An 18,239-nucleotide genomic window follows, 5' to 3' on the forward strand; every position below is an offset into this window, starting at 1 on the left:
AAATATTAATTTAAAAATTATGTCATTATACTCTTTATACATTGACTTTATATAAAATGAATACTACTCTTATAAGCAATATTAAAGCTACGAGAAAGGCAATCGTTTGCAATACAGGCTTTATTATTACACTTAAGGGAATACTATGTATAGAGATATTGAAGGGGGATTTTCTATATGTTTAAAGAAGCCATTTATCATAGGCCGAAAGATAATTATGCATACGCTTATGATGAACAAACAATTCACATCCGAGTACGTACTAAGAGAGATGATATTCAAAGCACCGATCTTATTTACGGTGATCCTTACGAATGGAAAGACGGGAAATGGATATCAGCAAGTACACCCATGAAAAAAACGGGTTCTACTGCATTATTTGATTATTGGTCCATTGCAATCGAACCAAAATTTAAGCGCTTACGTTATGGGTTTGAATTAAAATCTGAAACAGACACTCTTATTTATGCAGAGCGAGGATTCTTTTCTAGCATTCCAAATGATGATGTTGGTAACTTTTTCTGTTTTCCATTTATTCATGCAGATGATGTATTCAAAGCACCACCTTGGATTAAAGACACCATTTGGTATCAGATTTTCCCTGAGCGATTCGCTAATGGCGATAGTACGCTGAATCCAGAAAACACCCTTCCTTGGGGAAGTGCGAATCCAACTCCAACTAATTTTTTCGGCGGAGATTTTTCTGGTGTTATTCAAAACCTTGATTACCTTGTTAAGCTTGGCATTTCCGGAATATATTTCACACCTATTTTCAAAGCTCATTCAAACCATAAATATGACACAATTGACTATATGGAAATTGACCCACAATTTGGGACGAAAGAAACTTTTAAAGAGCTCGTTGAAGAATGTCATAAGCACGGTATAAAAGTAATGCTCGATGCTGTGTTTAATCATAGTGGATACTTTTTCGAGAAATTTCAAGACGTACTAGAGAATGGTGAGAAGTCCGCATATAAAGAGTGGTTCCACATTCATGAATTTCCGATTATAACCGAACCACTTCCAAATTATGATACTTTCGCCTTTACACCGTATATGCCTAAATTAAATACAGCTCATCCAGATGTAAAAGAATACTTACTTGAAGTAGGACGTTATTGGGTACGAGAATTCAATATAGATGGCTGGCGCCTTGATGTCGCCAATGAAGTCGATCACAACTTTTGGAGAGAATTCCGAACTGAAATAAAGACACTAAATCCTGAAGTATATATTTTGGGAGAAATTTGGCACGATGCCCTTCCGTGGCTACAAGGCGATCAATTTGATGCTGTCATGAGCTATCCTGTTACAAATGCTCTACTTTCTTACTTTGCTAACGATTCCATTAAAGCAAGTGAATTCATGAAGCAAATTACAGAATCTCTACATTCCTACTCTATGAATGTAAATGAAGCAGCATTTCATTTATTAGACAGCCATGATACTCCAAGAATTTTAACAACATGCAACGGAGATAAAAATAAGTTGAAATTGCTCTATGTATTCCATCTTTCTTTCATCGGCTCTCCTTGTATTTATTACGGGGATGAAATTGGTATGGATGGCGGCATGGACCCTGATTGCCGTAAATGTATGATTTGGGATACTAAGGAACAAGATCATGCATTATTTACCCATATACAAACATTGATTTTATTACGTAAACAACATAAAGCATTTGGAGGACATGGTACTTTTCAATTCATCGAAGCAAATGATGAACATAATTATATTTCTTATACGAAAACATATGAGGATGAAACTATCTTTTTCGTTTTAAACCCTACTAATAGTGAAGTTACAGTTTCACTCCCTCTTCATGTTACTGGTAAGAAAATAATTAACATTTATACAAACGAAGAATTTTCAGCGGAAGCAAGTGTATTACAAGTTACACTTCCTCCATATGGATTCTCCATATTAAAATGGTAATCCAAAAAAGCCTTATGCCAAGTTTGAAATGGCATAAGGCTTTTTCTTATTTCAATTTGAACACTATCGCTTCATACGGACGTAATGGAATGTTATCTATTGATCCGATTTCTACATCGTAATTGTGTATAAATAACTCTGATTCACTATAACTAATATCCTTAGGCATTTCAAATACACTTTCATCCGCAGTAAAGTTTGCAATGACAAGTAGTTTTTCATCTCCATATGTTCTTACATAAGCAAAAATAGAAGGGTCATTATCTAATATTAAATCATATGATCCATACACAACTATTTCATTATTTTTGCGTAGTTCAATTAATTTCTTATAGTAATAAAAAATTGAACCTTCATCTTGGATTGCTTGTTTCACATTAATCTCTTTATAGTTAGGATTTACAGTAATCCAAGGTTCACCTTTTGTAAATCCAGCGTGATTCTGATCATTCCACTGCATCGGAGTTCTAGCATTATCACGACCCTTTATATAAATAGATTCCATTACTTTTTCTATATCTTCACCATGGTCTATCACTTTTTCTTTATACATATTTAACGTTTCAATATCTCGATATTCATCAATTGATTGGAATCGAACGTTCGTCATTCCAATTTCCTCTCCTTGATAAATATATGGCGTTCCTTTCATCATATGAAGAACTGTCGCTAACATTTTTGCTGATTCAATGCGATACATTCCATCATTACCAAAACGAGATACAACGCGAGGCTGATCATGATTATTCCAATAAAGGCTATTCCATCCGGTATGCTCTAATGCTTTTTGCCACTTTGTTAAATTCTCTTTTAAAGTAAGAAGTGAGCATGGTTTTACATCCCACTTTCCACCTTCTCCTGAATCTAAATCCATATGTTCAAATTGGAATACCATTTGCAACTCTTTTCGTTCTTCTCCAGTATACAATTTCGCTTCTTCTGTCGTTACACCAGGCATTTCACCAACCGTCATAATATCATAATGCGATAATACTTCCTCATTCATTTCATGTAAATATTTATGAATGTTTGGACCGTTCATAAAATGCTTATGACCTGAAACATACCCCTCTTCTTCTGTTTCAACAGCTGGTAATCCCTCTTCTTTAGAAATAAAATTAATAACATCCATACGGAAGCCATCAATTCCTTTTTCTAACCAAAACTTCATCATTTCATAAACATCTTGTCTTACCTTTTCATTATCCCAATTTAAATCTGGCTGTTTTTTAGAAAACAGATGTAAATAATATTCATCTGTCATTTCATCATACTGCCATGCTGATCCACTAAACGCTGCTCCCCAGTTATTCGGCTCTTTTCCTTCTTTTCCAGGGCGCCATATATAGTAATCTCTATATTTATTATCTTTTGATTTACGTGATTCAATAAACCAATTATGTTCATCCGAAGTATGATTAACAACTAAGTCCATCATAAGTTTCATATTACGTTCATGCATTTCATGTAATAGCTCATCCCAATCTTCCATTGTTCCGAACTCGTTCATAATTTTACAATAATCGCTTATATCATAACCATTATCATCATTTGGAGATTCATAGACTGGTGATAACCAAATCACATCAATCCCTAACTCTTTTAAGTAATCTAGCTTTGAAATAATCCCTTGAAGATCTCCTATACCATCACCATTACTATCCATAAAGCTACGAGGATAAATTTGATATACTACACTTTCTTTCCACCATTGTTTTTCCATTATGCTACCCCATTTCATTCATCATTCATTTTTCTCTTTTTTAAGGCGCAAACGTTTTCATTAATGAATGATAACAGATTCTATCTCAATTTAAAATAGCGCTTACAATTTTTATTGTTCTTTTTCTAAGAAAACATATGAAAACCACTAATAAATCTCCAATAAATGAAAACGTTTTATTTTTTTATTTATTTTTTGAATCTATTCGTTTATAATGAACTCAAAGAAAACGTTTGCATAATTATTTCTAGGGGGAAATACCATGGCAGAACTTAAATTAGAAAACATTTATAAAATATATGATAATAACGTAACAGCTGTAACTGATTTTAATTTACACATTCAAGATAAAGAATTTATTGTATTTGTCGGTCCTTCTGGATGCGGAAAATCTACAACATTACGAATGGTAGCTGGACTTGAAGATATTTCAAAAGGCGAGTTTTCAATTGATGGTAAACTAATGAATGATGTTCCTCCAAAAGATCGAGATATCGCTATGGTATTCCAAAACTACGCTCTTTATCCACATATGAGTGTATATGATAATATGGCATTTGGATTAAAACTTCGAAAAATACCAAAAGATGAAATCGATCGTCGTGTGAAAGATGCAGCAAAAATTTTAGGACTTGAACAATATTTAGATAGAAAACCGAAAGCATTATCAGGTGGACAGCGCCAACGTGTTGCTTTAGGTAGAGCAATCGTTCGAGATGCAAAAGTTTTCTTAATGGATGAACCATTATCAAACTTAGATGCTAAACTCCGTGTTGCAATGCGCTCAGAAATTTCTAAGCTACATCATCGTCTTGGAACAACAACAATTTATGTAACACATGATCAAACAGAAGCAATGACTATGGCTTCGCGTCTTGTCGTTATGAAGGATGGAAAAATTCAACAAATTGGAACTCCAAAAGAAGTATATGAAACACCAGAAAACATTTTCGTGGGTGGATTTATCGGCTCACCAGCTATGAACTTCTTCCGTGGTAAATTGACTGAAACCGATTTCGTTATAGACAATACTATAAAAATTAAAGTATCTGAAGGAAAAATGAAGATGCTACGTGAACAAGGCTATGTAAATAAGGAAATTGTTTTAGGTATTCGTCCAGAGGACATTCATGATGAACTACTATTTTTAGAAGCTTCACAATCTACTGCCTTCACAACAAAAATTGAAGTCGCTGAGTTATTAGGTGCTGAATCCATTTTATATATGAAACTTGGGAATCAAGATTTTGCGGCACGTGTAGATGCAAGACATACGTTTTCACCTGGTGACCAAATTAAATTAGCATTTGATATGAATAAAGCGCATTTCTTTGATAACCAAACTGAACAACGTATTCGCTAAAAAATTTATCTTTACTATACACATACAAAAAACCGTCCACATATATTGAGGGCGGTTTTCATTATTATACTAGGGCTTCTACTGTATGAAATGATTGTCCTTTCGTGCTAATAATACCGAAAATCGGTAAATCACTAAGCACCACTTCTTCTTGCTGTTTCATAAAAGATGACGTTAATTGTTTTATCTCTATCCAAACGTCATTAATACAAAGTACATTGGAATCGTTCTCTTGTTGGCGAGAAAAAATAGAATCTATTTTATATAAACCTGCATTTTGAAAAAGCATATCAATGCGACTGAATGCATTCAAAGTAATGCTAATAACGCGTTGCCAATCTCCTTGCTTTCCCATATCATAGGATACAAAAAGTGCCTCTCCGCCTAGATTCATAATTTCCTCCACTGTTGCTTGTCCACTCTCTTGATCAATGTCCGTCACAATAACTTTTGCGCCTTGTTTAGCCAACAAAAGAGCTGTATTACGTCCAATACCGATGCCACCGCCAGTTACGATAGCAACTTTTCCTGCAAGCTTCATTTTCATTACCCCTTCTATAAGTCTTACCGTCATTCAGTATACTCCTTTATAAGATTAATCTGCAAGCAAGAAAAATTGCTATTTCATTTGTAAACGTTTACTTTTTATCCTTCTTTTTTCTTACTATTACGCTGATCGAAAACTAAACCGATGAAAATTAAAATCCCCCAAAAGATTACACTACCTCCAGTCATTTTAATCTCCCCCTTATTATATAAAGATATTATTTTAATCATTATAACATTTTCTAAATTTTCAATCTATTAAAAATAAAAATGATATTATTACATAAATGGTATTTGTATAACAAAAAAAGACCTTCTTATTTTATGTATAAAAAGGTCTTTTTTTCATTATACAAGACTTATTACTTTCGTTTTTGTAATTAAATCCTGAAAACCACAATTATCTTTGCGGAACAACATCATATATATATTACATATTAATGGAATTCCTAATAGCAATACGTTCGGTAATAACACTACAAAAAATCTTATAATTAATGTTTGCAACGTTAGCTTTTCACTCTTCAATGAAATTAATTTTATTCTCGTTACCTTTTTTCCAAGTGTAACACCGTTCCAAATAAAGGGTAACACAATAAAATATATCGCCATTAATATAAAAACTACTGCGAAATCATATCTAAAATCACCTAAGCTTATATTAAAGCGCTTAAACATAGCACTATAGTTTCCGGTCATAACAGCTACTACTGCACCATACATAACCGAGATTAAAAACATGTCAATTAGGGAAGCACCTATGCGATTCATTACAAGCGCTGGACGATGCATCTTTAACTTCATTTTATGTCGACTCCTTCATATCCTTCTTTACCCGTCTCATCGTACCACTTCTAAAAAACATTGTAAACTAGCGTTTCTCTTACTTTTCTTGTACAATTTGTTACAATAGCATTATAAAGGAGGTTCCCATATTGAAAAAATGGATAATCCTATTCGTCGCCTTCCTATTAACTGGTTGTGCAGGAAACACAGGTCACTTAACTTATACGGTTAACGATGAATACGAACTCATACGTACTTCTGGAAATGCATTTGAACTTTTCCCCTCGCCAGATGCTGTATATGCCACACAATACATCCCTGCAAAAATTACAGACATTGCTTGGGATGATAAATACATTATTGCAAAACAAACCGAGGAAAAATCAGATCCGAATAACCCTGACGCAGCAATTGCAAATAAAAAAAGTGAACATTATTGGATTATTGACGTAAAGCACAATAAACGTTTCGGTCCCTACAATGAAAAGCAATTTAATGAACAAAAAGATGCGTTTAAAATTAAGGTGCCTTTTCAAAATGTAGATTCATACATAAAAGAAATAAAAAAACAGTCAGCATAATATTTGAATGCTGACTGTTTTGTCTTACATTATTTTAGTGAGATGTTAAACGTTTGTGGCTCTTTTACAACATCTTGTGTTTCTGAATCCCCTGCAAGTAAATCATCAGTTGTAAACTGAATATCCTTTACCTTGTCTTTTCCATCGTCAAGTATTAAACCAATAATACCATCTCTTGTTTCACCAGGCTTATAGTCTTCTCTTGATACATTTTTTGTACCAACTAACGTATCTTCGTCATATAAAAAGTTTTGAGTGGCTACTTTAAAATGTTGCTTACCATTAATCATAACATCATTCATAGAGAAAAATTGCATATTTTTATTTCCGCTATTCTCCACTTTATATGTAATCTCAACGTAACGAATTGTATTACTAATCTCTGTTCCACTTAGCGATGCATATAATTCTGCATCTTCTTGGCTTACTTTATCCCCTAATCTCCGTTTTACTTCTTCAGGAGTTAGTGCCGTGTATACTTTCAATGTTTTTTTTGCCTTTTCACTCATCTGTGATAAAGAAATTACTTTCACATCTTGTACGTGAATTTTCATTGGCGCTACTTCAAATGTTTGATTCACAGAATGCATCTGCTCTAACTTGAAAGTACCCCATCCTGTTTCTTTCACTTTTTGTCCTACTTTTTTCAGCTCACGCCCACCATATTCTTTTGTTTCAGGAATAGATTCTTTCTTCTTTGGTTCAGCTTTCTTTTCTTCTTGATGGAAGCAACCACTTAACATAAGAAGAAAACTACATAAAACAAAAATACTTTTCCATGCTTTCATCATTTCATTTCTCCTAACGCTATCATTCATGAATATAAAATTAGTCCCTGGCTTTGTAAACTATAGAAACAATGACAAGTCCACAAAATGAACTTGTCAGTCCAGATACTATTATACCTCCAATTTGGAAAATATGAAAATAGGGATCTAGGAACGCGTGCATGATAAATATAATAGTTGCTACAACAATTACTGAAACCCAATACTTTCTTTTTTCCGAAGCTAAAATAAGATCTTTACCCATTTCATTTCTATACTTCCATAAAACGTATACTAATAATAGAACACCAATACATGTACTTCCATGTTGCATGTATTTATAAACAGAGATACCGTACCATTCTCTTTGTAATAATGGTATTTTCATAACAAAATAGCCTGTCTTATGAGTGAATGCATCCCAAACAACATGCGTTAACATACCGAATAATGCTGAATAACAAAATACAAAAAGATTCTTCCATGTATGAAGCCCCCACCGCTTGTCTACTACATATGTATAATACCCAGCAAACGGTTTAGGTAAATGCATTATAAAAGGCTTTTTTAAAATGTAATGATATATGTATGCTAACAAGAAGACAAGTGGTAAATTCAAATATAAGAATCCAAGCCACGTATGCCCAATTACACCATACGGTCTAAAGTGTAAAAAATATTCAAAGTCAGGCGCCATACTACCTAATATAAGAGCCGTTACTGAAATATGTTTAGAATGCTTTTTCGCAAAAGGAAGAACTGCTGCTGGATGTGCAAATGTAAACGGCATACTTTAACTCCTTCTCACATTTTCAATAGAATACCATATATCATAACGAGAGAATGGATCTTCATGCAATATTTATTTTCACATTGGAATATGATAGTTTAAATGATATAATCCACATAAAATATTCAGAAAATAAGGAAGGGATTCAGGTGTCATTAACACTTGTATTTGCCGCCTTTTTAGAATCAAAATCCTTTATGAATTGAGGTTTATATATTGATTGACGTACCTTTTTTACAAAATGTCACATTAAAAAAAGAAAATATCCCTAGTTTTTCCGCATATCCTTACTGCTTACCCGCTATTCGAACATTACAATCACTAGCTTTCCATCCAAATGTAACATTCATTATTGGAGAAAACGGAACAGGTAAATCAACATTACTTGAAGGAATTGCAATTGCGTTAGGCTTTAATGCAGAAGGTGGAACGAAGAATTTCCGCTTTAGCACTAACGATTCACATTCATCTTTACATGAATACCTTCGAATTTCCAAAAGTTTCAATACACCAAACGACGGTTTCTTTCTTCGCGCTGAATCATTTTATAACGTTGCTTCTTATATTGATGAAATAGATGCTATAAAATCTTACGGCGGCGTTTCACTACACGAACAATCTCACGGCGAATCATTCTTTTCCTTATTTATGAACCGTTTTTCAGGACAAGGTTTATACATTTTAGATGAGCCTGAGGCAGCTTTATCACCAATGAGACAACTTTCCATGCTCATTCGAATGCATGAGCTAGCGGAACAAGGTTCACAATTTGTTATTGCGACGCATTCTCCTATTTTAATGGCCTACCCTGAATCCACTATATATTCTTTAACACAAGAAGGGATTCACGAATCCACATTAGAAGAAACTGAGCATTACCAAACGACGAAACTTTTCTTTGAAAATCGTGATCGATTATTTCATCATCTATTTGAATCGTAAAAAAAGAAGCAGCAATAGCTGCTTCTTTTTTATAGTGCTTCTATAAATAAGGCAACCCCGATACCGCCACCGACGCATAAAGAGGCAATTCCTTTTTCTAACCCACGTCTTTTTAATTCGTGAATTAAACTTACTGTAATACGAGCCCCTGTACAACCAATTGGATGCCCAAGTCCTACGCCACTACCGTTTACGTTCACTTTTTCACGGTCTAAGGCTAACTCTTTCTCTACAGCCAAATATTGAGCCGCGAAAGCTTCATTAATTTCAAGTAAATCTGCATCTTCCAATGACCAATCTACTTTTTCTAAACCTTTACGAATTGCTGGTGCTGGTCCAATACCCATAACTTTTGGATCTACTCCAGCTACTGAATATCCAACAATTCTAGCTAACGGTTGTAAGCCTTTTTCTTTCGCTTTTTCTTCGCTCATTAATACTAGAACCGCGCTTCCGTCATTCAGGCCAGATGCATTACCTGCAGTTACTGAACCATCTTTACGGAAAGCTGGTTTTAATCCAGCTAATTTTTCTGCTGTAATATCAGCACGTGGATGTTCATCCTTTGAAAATACTACTTCTTTTCTACGTTCTTTTATTTTAATAGGAACAATTTGATCGTCAAAGTATCCAGACTCGATTGCCTTCAGTGCCAATGTATGACTTCGAAGAGCAACTTCATCTTGTTCCTCTCTTGTAATTTCATATTGTTCAACTAAATTTTCCGCTGTTTCCCCCATCATAATATGATGAATCGGATCTTCTAACACTTCCCACACCGTATCACGAATTTCTCCGTGCTGTAGACGTTGTCCCCAGCGGTGTTGTTTCAATGCATAAGGGCTTGAACTCATTGCTTCTACTCCACCTGCAATAACAACATCACTTACACCTAATTGAATTTGCATTGCAGCTGACATAATTGCTTGCATACCTGAAGAACATTGGCGTTGGATTGTATACCCTGTAACTGTGTCAGGAAATCCTGCCGCTAATGCAGCTGTTCTTGCCGTATTTGCTTCATCAGTTCTTTGAATACAATGACCTAAAATCACTTCATCAACTTCGTGTGGTTCTACCCCGCCTCGTTTTACAGCTTCCTGAAGTACAGGAACAGCTAATTCTACTGGCGTTACATTTTTTAGCGCTCCCCCAAAAGTTCCAATTGGCGAACGAACTGCAGCTGTAATAACAACATTATGCATTTTGCACTTGCCCCTCTCTTATGTACCCTAGTCAGTTTTTAGGTGAAATTCCATAAGATGTATATCTATAACTATCATACTATAAACATACTAAAAAATCAAAATATTTAATATAATAAAAATAGAAGGAATTAACCTTCTATTCTGTCAATGCATATAAAAATTTTTGTAAAATTTTCTCTGTCGTTTCATTCAATTTGGGTAACTTATCTACCGGAAAATATTGAAGCTTCAATCCTTCATGATCGAGCTTTAATTCCCCACTCACATGATGCCCTTGATACAGATGAATGACATTAAAAATTTCATCTCCATTAGGATAACGGAAATATACTTCCTTTCCTGATAGAACACCAAGAAATTGCATTATTTTTGCTTGTAACCCCGTCTCTTCGAATAATTCTCGGCGAGCAGTTTCTTCTGTCGTTTCTCCTAATTCCATCGCGCCGCCAGGTACACCCCAATCATATGTATCTGAACGATATTGAAGCAATACTTCTTGATTATCATTTAATATAATGATTGCTGACCCAACGAGAATAAGTGGCCTTGTCCCAACGACTTTGCGTAACTCTTCAATATACCCCAATATGTAAACTCTCCTTTCCTCACCCTCCCTTATCATAACAAAATTTTTCTCCTTTTGTTGATGTAATTTCCAAGAAAAAAAAGGAAGTTTCCGCTTCCTTTTTTCCCATTTCTATTTCTTAAAACTTTCATATTTTACAGCTTCAAAAGCTTCTTCAATTTCATCATTACGATAATGGACGTATGTAAATCGCCCTAATTCTACTAATCTTGCTATTTCTTGTAACGCTTTATGCTGCTCATATGTTTCTTTCAGCTTAATATGTACATAAAACTTCATCAACGGATGTTCATATAAAGGTTCTCCCACCTCTACATATACATCTTCAACCCCTTGCACAACTCTTACATAACTTGCAAATTGATAAAGAGCTTCTCTGTCTGAAACGATTTTTAATGTATACATATATTCTCCCCCTTTTCTTTACTATATCAAAAAGATGATCACACCATGTTATAGAACTATGAAATTTTTTCGACTTGTCATCTATATATTCAATAAAGAAGGCGTTTATCCATACATGACATCTTTTTCCCACATATATTATAGGAAGAACTTTTTTTCATTTGAGGTGTTCCTTATGGATCCATACGTCAATATATGTATTTGTATTACTCCCGGCGCCGATATTTCTGATGACCGCATCGCAAAAGATTTAGCTGTTGCAGAATCAATTTGGCACCCCATTACATTTCAAATTCAAGAAGTAATTGTATTAAATGAACTTTTCCGTTTTTTTGACCGTGAAATCAGTTATAAAAATTCCATTCAAAGTCAAGAAAAGCTGGCATCCTTTTTCCAAACATGTGTAGATGAAGCTCCTGAATGCGACCTTTATATTTGTTATATTGGCAGTGATTATTTCAAAGAAACAGCAGTAATTGCCTGCGCTTATTCTTTAGCAAAACAACAGCAACTTACTGGCTATATCGTTTTAACAAATTCGGCTGCTCCTATGAAAAATATATATACGCTCGCTCACGAAATCGGTCATATTTTATTTACAAGACGTGTTCACGGAAAACTTACTCATGCAGATCCTCATTCTCCAACCGGCTCGGAGCACCACCCTTCTCCAACAAATCTTATGTATCCGATAGTCCCTCGTCCAGAAAACGTTCATATTCATTCCTTATTAACAGCAGAACAAAAAGCGCTCTCTTTACAAAGCTCTTTATTACAAAGAAAAAAACAGTAACCCTCATGTTACTGTTTAAAACAACTTATTCCAATCAACAAAACAAATCCCGGCTGCTAGAAATAAAAATAGACAACTAAATGTAAATGTAATCCCTCTAAAAATCCCTATATAATATTTCTTTGGAAATAATTTTTGGTATATCCAGAGCAGCCGCTTTTTATTGAATTTCTAGTTCATACTTTTTCTTTCTTCAATTTTTAAAGACCATTTCATTAATCCATATATACTTCCATACATAAGTAAGACCTTTGCAATTCCCCAAAATACATTACTTTCTTCTAAGTCCTTAAATAAGAACATAATCATAAGAGGAACAATTAGTACAAAAACACCCATCCAGCCAAGAACATATACTTCACCAATAAGAAGTAATAAAAAGATAATTGCTGCTAATATATATGTTTGCATTGTCGCCAATTGCAATACAGGTGTCCCATACCATTTATTCATAAACATCAATAACACCAATAATAAAATAGGAACCATTACTATTACATAAATCATTCCAAATTCTACTAATTTACTTTTAAAAGAAGACATTCTAAATGCAACAATCGTTCCAATAATCGTAATGATTAAAACGATAGGATAACCAATTAACTGTACATTTGTTAACGTAAATTGTTGATCGGGGCTTCCAAATAAAATATTTGTCAGTAACCAATATCCACCAATACCAATAATCATCCCTAAAATACTTTTTATGCTCCCGCTTTTATCCTTCTCCATCTCTTTCGCTAATTCTTCCGCATACTCTTTTGGTGAGTCACCAAATATGTCACTTACTGTCTTTCCCTTTTTTTCACCTTCTATTAAATGAAGCTCTGCATCTTCTAGAAAAGCGTCCACATCTTCTTCTTTAATCCCTTTTGTTATTAAATATACTTTCGTATCAATTAAAAACTTTTCACCTTCTTTAGAAATCTTCATTATAACTCCTCCCTTATTTAACCATTTCTCTTCTATTCGTCTTCATCATAATTTCAACAAAAATTAAAATAAATAAACTTCCGTATAAACATATAATTTGAAATAGCATTGGCATAAGATCTTCCGTTGTAAATGTTTTAAACACTAACATAATTGAAAGTGGAATGATTAAATATAAATTTTTAAACCATCCTTCAAAATATATATTTATAGTTACTGTGATGATAAAAATCCCACCAGACACTATATAACTTTGCACTTCGGTGAATGTGAGCATTTTTGTCGGATATATCACATCTAATATCGTAACAACTCCTAATAAAAACATTGGAGCAATCATAACTAAAGACCACATAGAAAACCATGTTTTTGTAAAGCTTGTTACGAAGGTCATTTTGCGAAGTAGAAAATTAGGACCTATAACAACTAAAATAAATGAAAAACTATAACCGATACACTGAATAAGTGAAATCTGTAACATTCCATTATTCACTATTAAGATAGAAGCAATAATCCAAAACGATACGATATTCATTACTGTAAAACCAATTTGCTTCCACGTTTCCCGTCTATCCTTTTCCATTACCTTTACAAGTTCATGCGCATATTCTTTCGGGGAGCTTCCGAAAATATCTTCTACACTCTTCCCCTCACTCTCACCTTCTATTAAATGCAACTCTGCATCTTCTAAAAAGTTTTCAATATCACTTTCTTTTACACTCTTTGCCGTCAAAAATAATCTCATATCTAACAAAAACTTTCGTGCTTCTCTTGATAGCATTATTTTTTTCTCCCCTTCCCTACCAGTAGACGCTCTACACTACTTTGCATCGCTTCCCAGCGATCCATAAATTCATCAAGTGCTTCCTCGCCTTTTTCTGTTAATGTATAATATTTTCGCTTTGGACCAGATGGAGATTCCTTCATTACGCTTGTTATTAGTCCTTCTTTTTGCATTCGTATTAATAACGGATAAATACTCCCCTCACTCGCCATTGTAAAACCATACTTCGCTAGCTTTTCACTCATTTCATAACCGTATATTTCGCCTTCAGAAATAATAGCAAGTAAGCATCCTTCTAAAATCCCTTTCAGCATTTGACTTGTCGACATAATTCAAATCCTCCTACTATCTTGCTTTACAAGATAGATAAGCGTAAGTATCTTGCTTTACAAAATAGTATAGCAAAGACTATTTTGCAAAACAAGATAGCTAACGATATTTTTTCCAAATGTTTGCAGGAATTTCATTATAGCTTCTCTAAATAGAGCACTATGAAAACTTTATTATGAAGGGATGTTTTTCATCATGGTTACAAATCGAGTTGTCTTTTTAACAGGTGCTGCAAGTGGCATTGGTTATGAAATGGGAAAGGCTTTTGCAAAAGAAGGTGCAAAAGTTGTGATTACCGATCGGCTTGAAGAACGTGCAAAAGAAGCTGCTGAACAATTACAAAATGAAGGTTTTCAAGCTATCGGTTTAAAATGTGACGTTACATCTGAAGAGGAAATTACAGCAGCAATTTCTCAAACAGTTGATCATTTCGCTTCATTACATATATTAATTAACAACGCAGGAATGCAACACGTTTCACCCATTGAAGACTTTCCAACTGAAAAGTTCGAGCTACTAATTCAAATTATGCAAATTGCTCCGTTTATCGCAATTAAGCATGCCTTTCCGATTATGAAACAACAAAAATATGGTCGTATTATTAATGTCGCTTCTATTAACGGCCTTGTCGGATTTGCTGGAAAAGCTGCCTACAATAGTGCAAAACATGGCGTAATTGGATTAACAAAAGTTGCTGCTTTAGAAGGTGCTACGCATGGTATTACTGTTAATGCCCTTTGCCCTGGTTATGTCGATACCCCTCTTGTACGTAATCAACTACAAGACTTAGCTACTACACGAAATGTACCACTTGAAAATGTTTTAGAAGATGTTATTTATCCACTCGTCCCACAAAAGCGCTTATTACAAGTACAAGAAATCGCTGATTATGCGATGTTTTTAGCGAGTGAAAAAGCTAAAGGTATAACGGGACAAGCTGTTGTTATAGATGGGGGTTATACCGCTCAATAAAAATAAAGTTTGCTCAAGAAGAGCAAACTTTATTTTTTATCCCGAGGATCTTCGTACTTTAGTAATTGCCGCGGGAGCTTCTCAATTGCAACAATTACCCCCTCTAATTTACTTTCAATACGGTGGAGTAAATATAATGTTACAACAATCGGAAACCCTACATTACCTATCATCTTAATCCACTCTTCCATCCTCTTTCCCTCCTTTCATTATATAAGTAAGAGAAAACACTGCATTTAGGCATAAAAAAACAAGCTATTAAATTTCAGCTTGTCTTTCAAATAATGTCAGAATTTCTTTTTTATAATCTCCACGTAAAATCCCTTTCTCAGTAATAATTCCTGTAATTAATTCATTCGGCGTTATGTCAAATGCTGGATTATAAACATCCGTTCCAATTGGTGCTACTTGTTTTCCAAAGATTTTTGTAACTTCTGTTTCATCTCTTTCTTCAATAATAATTTCGGCTCCAGTTTCTTTCGTAACATCAAATGTTGACAGTGGAGCAGCAACGTAAAATGGGATATTAAAGTGCTTTGCTAAAATAGCTAAATTCATTGTCCCTATTTTATTGGCTGTATCTCCATTTGCGACAATTCGATCCGCTCCCACAATAATCGCGTTTATTTCTTTCGTTTGAATAGCATGAGCTGCAGTATTATCTGTAATAAGGGTCACATCAATATTTGCTTGCTTCAATTCCCACGTCGTTAAGCGACCACCTTGTAAAACTGGCCTCGTTTCACACGCATATGCATGTAAACGCACACCTTTCTCTTTTCCAATATAAAAGGGAGCTAATGCAGTTCCATATCTGGCAGTTGCAATACTTCCAGCGTTACAGATTGTTAAAATATTATCGCCATCTTTAAAACATGTTAACGCATATTCCCCAATATTTCGACACACCTCTTCATCTTCCTGTTGAATACGAAGCGCTTCTTCTTCTAATATTTTTTGTGCTTCTTTTATTGTAGTAATCTCTCGAATAGATTCTCTCATACGATCAATTGCCCAAAATAAATTTACTGCCGTTGGGCGTGATGTCCCTAAATAGTTACAGTCTCTATTAAACTTCTTTTGAAATTCTTCGATATGTAAAGTATTATATTTTTTCGCTGCAAGCGCCAAGCCAAATGCAGCTACAATTCCAATTGCAGGCGCTCCGCGTACTTCTAACATTATGATACTTTTCCAAACCTCTTCAATAGTCGTTAATGTTTTGTATTCTGTGCTATGTGGCAATTTCGTTTGATTTAATACCGCAATTGCATCACCTTTCCAACTTACAGATCTCGGAACAGTAACGATTGTACTCATGCTTTTACACCCCTTGAAACTGTCTGTTGAAATAATGTTCGAAACAGTTGAATATCAGCACTTTTAGATTCATATTTTATTAGTTCTTTTCCTAAGGATAGCGCTTGTTTCTTAGCTTGAATTCTTGTTTCTTTATTTTCTATTTCATCTAAATCTGCTACATGAGCTAAACCAATTGTTCTACGAATTAGTTCACATCCGGCAAATCCAACAGCATCAGTAAAGATATTTTGCAAAATAATTGGTAACCATTGTTTTTCTTTCGTATATGCTTCTACACCTCCCCCAATCCATAACTTTGTAAAAGTCTCTACAAAATAACTCCACGTCTTTTCTATATGAAAAAATAGTACACTTCTCTTTTCTTCTTCTCTAGATAAAGCATTTAATAATAGATTTGCAATAAATTGACCTATGTCAAATCCAAATGGGCCATATGTCGCAAATTCTGGATCAATCACTTTCGTTTCAGAAGGTGACGAAAAAATACTACCAGTATGTAAATCACCATGAATAAGAGTTTCTTTTCTTGTTAAGAACTTATATTTATATTGTGCTACTTTTAGTTTTAAAGTTTTATCACTCCAAAGTTCATCAACCACGAGCTGTAAATCTGGCTCATAATCATTTGTATCATAATGTCCAAATGGATCTGTAAACACTAAATCCTCTGTAATTTTACAAAGGTCCGGATTTACAAAGGCACCTTCTAGTACCCTCTTCTCTTCTGACTGTAAACCAAAATCTGAAGTGTAAAATAAAACATGTGCTAGAAAACGACCAATATGCTGGGATAAAAGCGGATATTCTTCTCCGTCTATTAATCCTTTTCTTGTAATTGTTAGTCTTGATAAGTCTTCTATTACCGTTATCGCTAACTCTTCATCATGACTGTACACTACTGGAACATAATCCGGTACATACTGCGCAAAAATTTGCAGTGCCTTGCTTTCAATCGTTGCTCTTTTTATAGACAATGGCCAGCTTTCACCAACTACTTTAGCATAAGGCAGTGCTTGTTTTATTATAATGGATTTCTCTCCATCATCTAATTTGAACACGTAATTTAAGTTTCCATCTCCAATTTCATGACAAATGACATTTGCCTTCTCTTCAAAATAGCCATGATCTTTCGCATATTGTACAGCTGTTATTTCTGTTAATGAATAATATCCCATCGTCTTCTCCCCCTTTTTAAATTCAGAGGTTTTTCTAACATAGAAAAACCTCTTTCCACTAAGAAAGAGGTTTGAAGTTTATCTTCTCCCCTCTTATCTGCCAGAAAGTTTTACTTTCTGCTGGAATTAGCACCGTGCCTTTTGGCGTAATAAACGCCCCATTTCACAATGGTATTACGGTCGGTTGCTGGGCTTCATCGGGCCAAATCCCTCCACCTGCTCTTGATAAGAGTTGTATAATTTTTTGAATTTTTAACTTTATGTTGAAGACTATACCAAGAATAAAAATCACTT

General features: G+C 34.3%; 21 protein-coding genes, 1 pseudogene and 1 riboswitch. Of the genes and pseudogenes, 6 read left to right on the forward strand and 16 right to left on the reverse strand.

The genetic code is table 11. The annotated features are described in order from the left end of the window. Positions 1-177 precede the first annotated feature (177 nt). The gene (locus MKY21_RS20215; protein ID WP_000471788.1) at positions 178-1,938 is read left to right on the forward strand and encodes an alpha-glycosidase; all 1,761 of its coding nucleotides are present in this window, start codon (positions 178-180) and stop codon (positions 1,936-1,938) included. 46 nt (positions 1,939-1,984) lie between these two features. Here the strand turns inward: MKY21_RS20215 and malL are convergent, their stop codons facing one another. Further along, a complete protein-coding gene (malL, locus tag MKY21_RS20220; RefSeq protein WP_000415178.1) occupies positions 1,985-3,661 on the reverse strand; it encodes an oligo-1,6-glucosidase in 1,677 nt (558 codons plus the stop codon). 262 nt (positions 3,662-3,923) lie between these two features. Here malL and MKY21_RS20225 point away from each other — a divergent pair, with 262 nt between their 5' ends. Further along, positions 3,924-5,024: an ABC transporter ATP-binding protein gene (locus tag MKY21_RS20225; protein ID WP_000818931.1), complete on the forward strand. Its 1,101-nt coding sequence runs from the start codon at positions 3,924-3,926 to the stop codon at positions 5,022-5,024. Positions 5,025-5,088: 64 nt separating this feature from the next. Here MKY21_RS20225 and MKY21_RS20230 read toward each other — a convergent pair whose 3' ends face one another. The 3 genes from MKY21_RS20230 to MKY21_RS20240 form a co-directional block, all read right to left on the reverse strand. Continuing rightward, complete coding sequence (locus MKY21_RS20230; RefSeq protein ID WP_000218410.1) at positions 5,089-5,598, reverse strand: SDR family NAD(P)-dependent oxidoreductase; 510 nt, start codon at positions 5,596-5,598, stop codon at positions 5,089-5,091. Positions 5,599-5,669: 71 nt separating this feature from the next. Further along, a complete protein-coding gene (locus MKY21_RS20235) occupies positions 5,670-5,759 on the reverse strand; it encodes a hypothetical protein (RefSeq protein ID WP_000145653.1) in 90 nt (29 codons plus the stop codon). Between the two features lie 159 nt (positions 5,760-5,918). Continuing rightward, positions 5,919-6,374 (reverse strand): RDD family protein, encoded by a 456-nt coding sequence (locus tag MKY21_RS20240; RefSeq protein ID WP_000769095.1) that lies wholly within the window; start codon positions 6,372-6,374, stop codon positions 5,919-5,921. 131 nt (positions 6,375-6,505) lie between these two features. Between MKY21_RS20240 and MKY21_RS20245 the strand changes: the two genes are divergently transcribed. Further along, entirely contained in the window at positions 6,506-6,937 is a 432-nt protein-coding gene (locus MKY21_RS20245; RefSeq protein ID WP_044795969.1) for a DUF3997 domain-containing protein, read from the forward strand. Between the two features lie 29 nt (positions 6,938-6,966). Here MKY21_RS20245 and MKY21_RS20250 read toward each other — a convergent pair whose 3' ends face one another. Together MKY21_RS20250 and MKY21_RS20255 are read right to left on the reverse strand one after the other, a co-directional pair. Then, positions 6,967-7,728 carry a hypothetical protein gene (locus tag MKY21_RS20250; RefSeq protein WP_000973894.1) on the reverse strand — a complete coding sequence of 254 codons (762 nt, stop codon included), beginning with the start codon at positions 7,726-7,728 and terminating at the stop codon, positions 6,967-6,969. A 37-nt stretch (positions 7,729-7,765) separates the two neighbouring features. Beyond that, positions 7,766-8,494: a DUF4184 family protein gene (locus tag MKY21_RS20255; RefSeq protein ID WP_341077236.1), complete on the reverse strand. Its 729-nt coding sequence runs from the start codon at positions 8,492-8,494 to the stop codon at positions 7,766-7,768. Positions 8,495-8,710: 216 nt separating this feature from the next. Between MKY21_RS20255 and MKY21_RS20260 the strand changes: the two genes are divergently transcribed. After that, complete coding sequence (locus MKY21_RS20260) at positions 8,711-9,436, forward strand: AAA family ATPase (RefSeq protein WP_000568001.1); 726 nt, start codon at positions 8,711-8,713, stop codon at positions 9,434-9,436. Between the two features lie 29 nt (positions 9,437-9,465). On the opposite strand, the gene MKY21_RS20265 is transcribed toward MKY21_RS20260, so the two are convergent. The 3 genes from MKY21_RS20265 to MKY21_RS20275 form a co-directional block, all read right to left on the reverse strand. After that, complete coding sequence (locus tag MKY21_RS20265; protein WP_341077238.1) at positions 9,466-10,641, reverse strand: acetyl-CoA C-acetyltransferase; 1,176 nt, start codon at positions 10,639-10,641, stop codon at positions 9,466-9,468. A gap of 139 nt (positions 10,642-10,780) precedes the next feature. Next, entirely contained in the window at positions 10,781-11,230 is a 450-nt protein-coding gene (locus MKY21_RS20270) for an NUDIX hydrolase (RefSeq protein ID WP_341077241.1), read from the reverse strand. A gap of 111 nt (positions 11,231-11,341) precedes the next feature. Continuing rightward, on the reverse strand, positions 11,342-11,635 hold the full coding sequence (locus MKY21_RS20275) for a DUF3928 family protein (RefSeq protein ID WP_000288330.1): 294 nt from the start codon (positions 11,633-11,635) through the stop codon (positions 11,342-11,344). A 175-nt stretch (positions 11,636-11,810) separates the two neighbouring features. Between MKY21_RS20275 and MKY21_RS20280 the strand changes: the two genes are divergently transcribed. Next, positions 11,811-12,428 carry an ImmA/IrrE family metallo-endopeptidase gene (locus MKY21_RS20280; RefSeq protein WP_016118574.1) on the forward strand — a complete coding sequence of 206 codons (618 nt, stop codon included), beginning with the start codon at positions 11,811-11,813 and terminating at the stop codon, positions 12,426-12,428. 15 nt (positions 12,429-12,443) lie between these two features. Here the strand turns inward: MKY21_RS20280 and MKY21_RS20285 are convergent. The 4 genes and pseudogenes from MKY21_RS20285 to MKY21_RS20300 form a co-directional block, all read right to left on the reverse strand. Further along, positions 12,444-12,587 (reverse strand): annotated as a pseudogene (locus MKY21_RS20285) (DNA-binding protein); the annotation flags it as partial. Between the two features lie 12 nt (positions 12,588-12,599). Continuing rightward, on the reverse strand, positions 12,600-13,361 hold the full coding sequence (locus MKY21_RS20290; RefSeq protein WP_000703262.1) for a DUF1129 domain-containing protein: 762 nt from the start codon (positions 13,359-13,361) through the stop codon (positions 12,600-12,602). Positions 13,362-13,374: 13 nt separating this feature from the next. After that, on the reverse strand, positions 13,375-14,142 hold the full coding sequence (locus tag MKY21_RS20295; protein ID WP_098616206.1) for a DUF1129 domain-containing protein: 768 nt from the start codon (positions 14,140-14,142) through the stop codon (positions 13,375-13,377). Next, positions 14,142-14,474, reverse strand: a complete 333-nt coding sequence (locus tag MKY21_RS20300; protein WP_000107978.1) for a PadR family transcriptional regulator — start codon at positions 14,472-14,474, stop codon at positions 14,142-14,144. The genes MKY21_RS20295 and MKY21_RS20300 overlap by 1 nt, the downstream gene beginning before the upstream one ends. A gap of 196 nt (positions 14,475-14,670) precedes the next feature. On the opposite strand from MKY21_RS20300, the gene MKY21_RS20305 reads away from it, so the two are divergent. Beyond that, entirely contained in the window at positions 14,671-15,447 is a 777-nt protein-coding gene (locus MKY21_RS20305) for a 3-hydroxybutyrate dehydrogenase (RefSeq protein ID WP_341077245.1), read from the forward strand. Positions 15,448-15,476: 29 nt separating this feature from the next. Here MKY21_RS20305 and MKY21_RS20310 read toward each other — a convergent pair whose 3' ends face one another. From MKY21_RS20310 to mtnK, 3 genes are all read right to left on the reverse strand, one after another. After that, positions 15,477-15,638 (reverse strand): YvrJ family protein, encoded by a 162-nt coding sequence (locus MKY21_RS20310; RefSeq protein WP_000393336.1) that lies wholly within the window; start codon positions 15,636-15,638, stop codon positions 15,477-15,479. Between the two features lie 67 nt (positions 15,639-15,705). Continuing rightward, entirely contained in the window at positions 15,706-16,767 is a 1,062-nt protein-coding gene (gene mtnA / locus MKY21_RS20315) for an S-methyl-5-thioribose-1-phosphate isomerase (protein ID WP_000104602.1), read from the reverse strand. Further along, a complete protein-coding gene (mtnK, locus tag MKY21_RS20320) occupies positions 16,764-17,945 on the reverse strand; it encodes an S-methyl-5-thioribose kinase (RefSeq protein ID WP_341077249.1) in 1,182 nt (393 codons plus the stop codon). Before mtnK ends, mtnA begins: the two co-directional genes overlap by 4 nt. Positions 17,946-18,035: 90 nt before the next feature. Then, positions 18,036-18,177: riboswitch (SAM riboswitch) on the reverse strand. Between the last annotated feature and the right edge of the window lie 62 nt (positions 18,178-18,239).

The organism is Bacillus sp. FSL R9-9497 (assembly GCF_038005805.1).
GTDB classification, from domain to species: domain Bacteria; phylum Bacillota; class Bacilli; order Bacillales; family Bacillaceae_G; genus Bacillus_A; species Bacillus_A cereus.

Bases quoted from the DNA above. Each gene is read 5' to 3' on its own strand.
- MKY21_RS20215 (WP_000471788.1), top strand. From the start codon at position 178: ATGTTTAAAGAAGCCATTTATCATAGGCCGAAAGATAATTATGCATAC.
- malL (WP_000415178.1), bottom strand. From the start codon at position 3,661: ATGGAAAAACAATGGTGGAAAGAAAGTGTAGTATATCAAATTTATCCT.
- MKY21_RS20225 (WP_000818931.1), top strand. From the start codon at position 3,924: ATGGCAGAACTTAAATTAGAAAACATTTATAAAATATATGATAATAAC.
- MKY21_RS20230 (WP_000218410.1), bottom strand. From the start codon at position 5,598: ATGACGGTAAGACTTATAGAAGGGGTAATGAAAATGAAGCTTGCAGGA.
- MKY21_RS20235 (WP_000145653.1), bottom strand. From the start codon at position 5,759: ATGACTGGAGGTAGTGTAATCTTTTGGGGGATTTTAATTTTCATCGGT.
- MKY21_RS20240 (WP_000769095.1), bottom strand. From the start codon at position 6,374: ATGAAGTTAAAGATGCATCGTCCAGCGCTTGTAATGAATCGCATAGGT.
- MKY21_RS20250 (WP_000973894.1), bottom strand. From the start codon at position 7,728: ATGATGAAAGCATGGAAAAGTATTTTTGTTTTATGTAGTTTTCTTCTT.
- MKY21_RS20255 (WP_341077236.1), bottom strand. From the start codon at position 8,494: ATGCCGTTTACATTTGCACATCCAGCAGCAGTTCTTCCTTTTGCGAAA.
- MKY21_RS20265 (WP_341077238.1), bottom strand. From the start codon at position 10,641: ATGCATAATGTTGTTATTACAGCTGCAGTTCGTTCGCCAATTGGAACT.
- MKY21_RS20275 (WP_000288330.1), bottom strand. From the start codon at position 11,635: ATGTATACATTAAAAATCGTTTCAGACAGAGAAGCTCTTTATCAATTT.
- MKY21_RS20280 (WP_016118574.1), top strand. From the start codon at position 11,811: ATGGATCCATACGTCAATATATGTATTTGTATTACTCCCGGCGCCGAT.
- MKY21_RS20290 (WP_000703262.1), bottom strand. From the start codon at position 13,361: ATGAAGATTTCTAAAGAAGGTGAAAAGTTTTTAATTGATACGAAAGTA.
- MKY21_RS20295 (WP_098616206.1), bottom strand. From the start codon at position 14,142: ATGCTATCAAGAGAAGCACGAAAGTTTTTGTTAGATATGAGATTATTT.
- MKY21_RS20300 (WP_000107978.1), bottom strand. From the start codon at position 14,474: ATGTCGACAAGTCAAATGCTGAAAGGGATTTTAGAAGGATGCTTACTT.
- MKY21_RS20305 (WP_341077245.1), top strand. From the start codon at position 14,671: ATGGTTACAAATCGAGTTGTCTTTTTAACAGGTGCTGCAAGTGGCATT.
- MKY21_RS20310 (WP_000393336.1), bottom strand. From the start codon at position 15,638: ATGGAAGAGTGGATTAAGATGATAGGTAATGTAGGGTTTCCGATTGTT.
- mtnA (WP_000104602.1), bottom strand. From the start codon at position 16,767: ATGAGTACAATCGTTACTGTTCCGAGATCTGTAAGTTGGAAAGGTGAT.
- mtnK (WP_341077249.1), bottom strand. From the start codon at position 17,945: ATGGGATATTATTCATTAACAGAAATAACAGCTGTACAATATGCGAAA.